The 505-nt window shown below is 73.5% G+C and carries 1 protein-coding gene; it reads right to left on the reverse strand.

Annotated features, from left to right (window positions below; all coding sequences use genetic code 11):
* A partial coding sequence (locus DS839_RS36165) for an alanine racemase C-terminal domain-containing protein (RefSeq protein WP_368912156.1) occupies window positions 1–459 on the reverse strand: 459 nt, incomplete at its 3' end.
* Window positions 460–505: the final 46 nt, after the last annotated feature.

Raw genomic sequence — 505 nt, forward strand, 5'->3', positions numbered from 1 at the left:
CGATTCCCCATGATACCGCCTCGGCACCCGGGGCAGCACCCCGGTGAGCAGGGTGTAGCTGATGGTGTCGCAGTGACGGGCGACCTCGTCCACGCCGAGCACCTCGCCATTGGTGGCCCGGCCCCACAGCACCACCTCGCTGCCGATCTCCGCCTCGGGGATATCGGTGATATCCACGGTCATCATGTCCATGGAGACCTTGCCGGCCACGGCGGTGCGACGGCCCGCCACCAGCACCGGGGTGCCGTCCACGGCGTGGCGGTCGTAGCCGTCGCCGTAGCCACAGGCCACCACGCCGATGCGCGACGGCCGCGGGGTGACCCAGCGCCCGCCGTAGCCCACCGGCTCGCCGGCGGGCAGCTCGCGCACGGCGATGATCGCCGAGCGCAGGGTCATCACCGGCGCGAGCCGGCGGCTCGCCTCGTTGGCGCGCTCCAGCGGGTCGCTGCCGTAGAGCATCACCCCGGGACGGTTCCAGGCGCCGTGGGCCTCGGGGCGGGCCAGG

It is taken from the genome of Taklimakanibacter deserti (assembly GCA_003574785.1).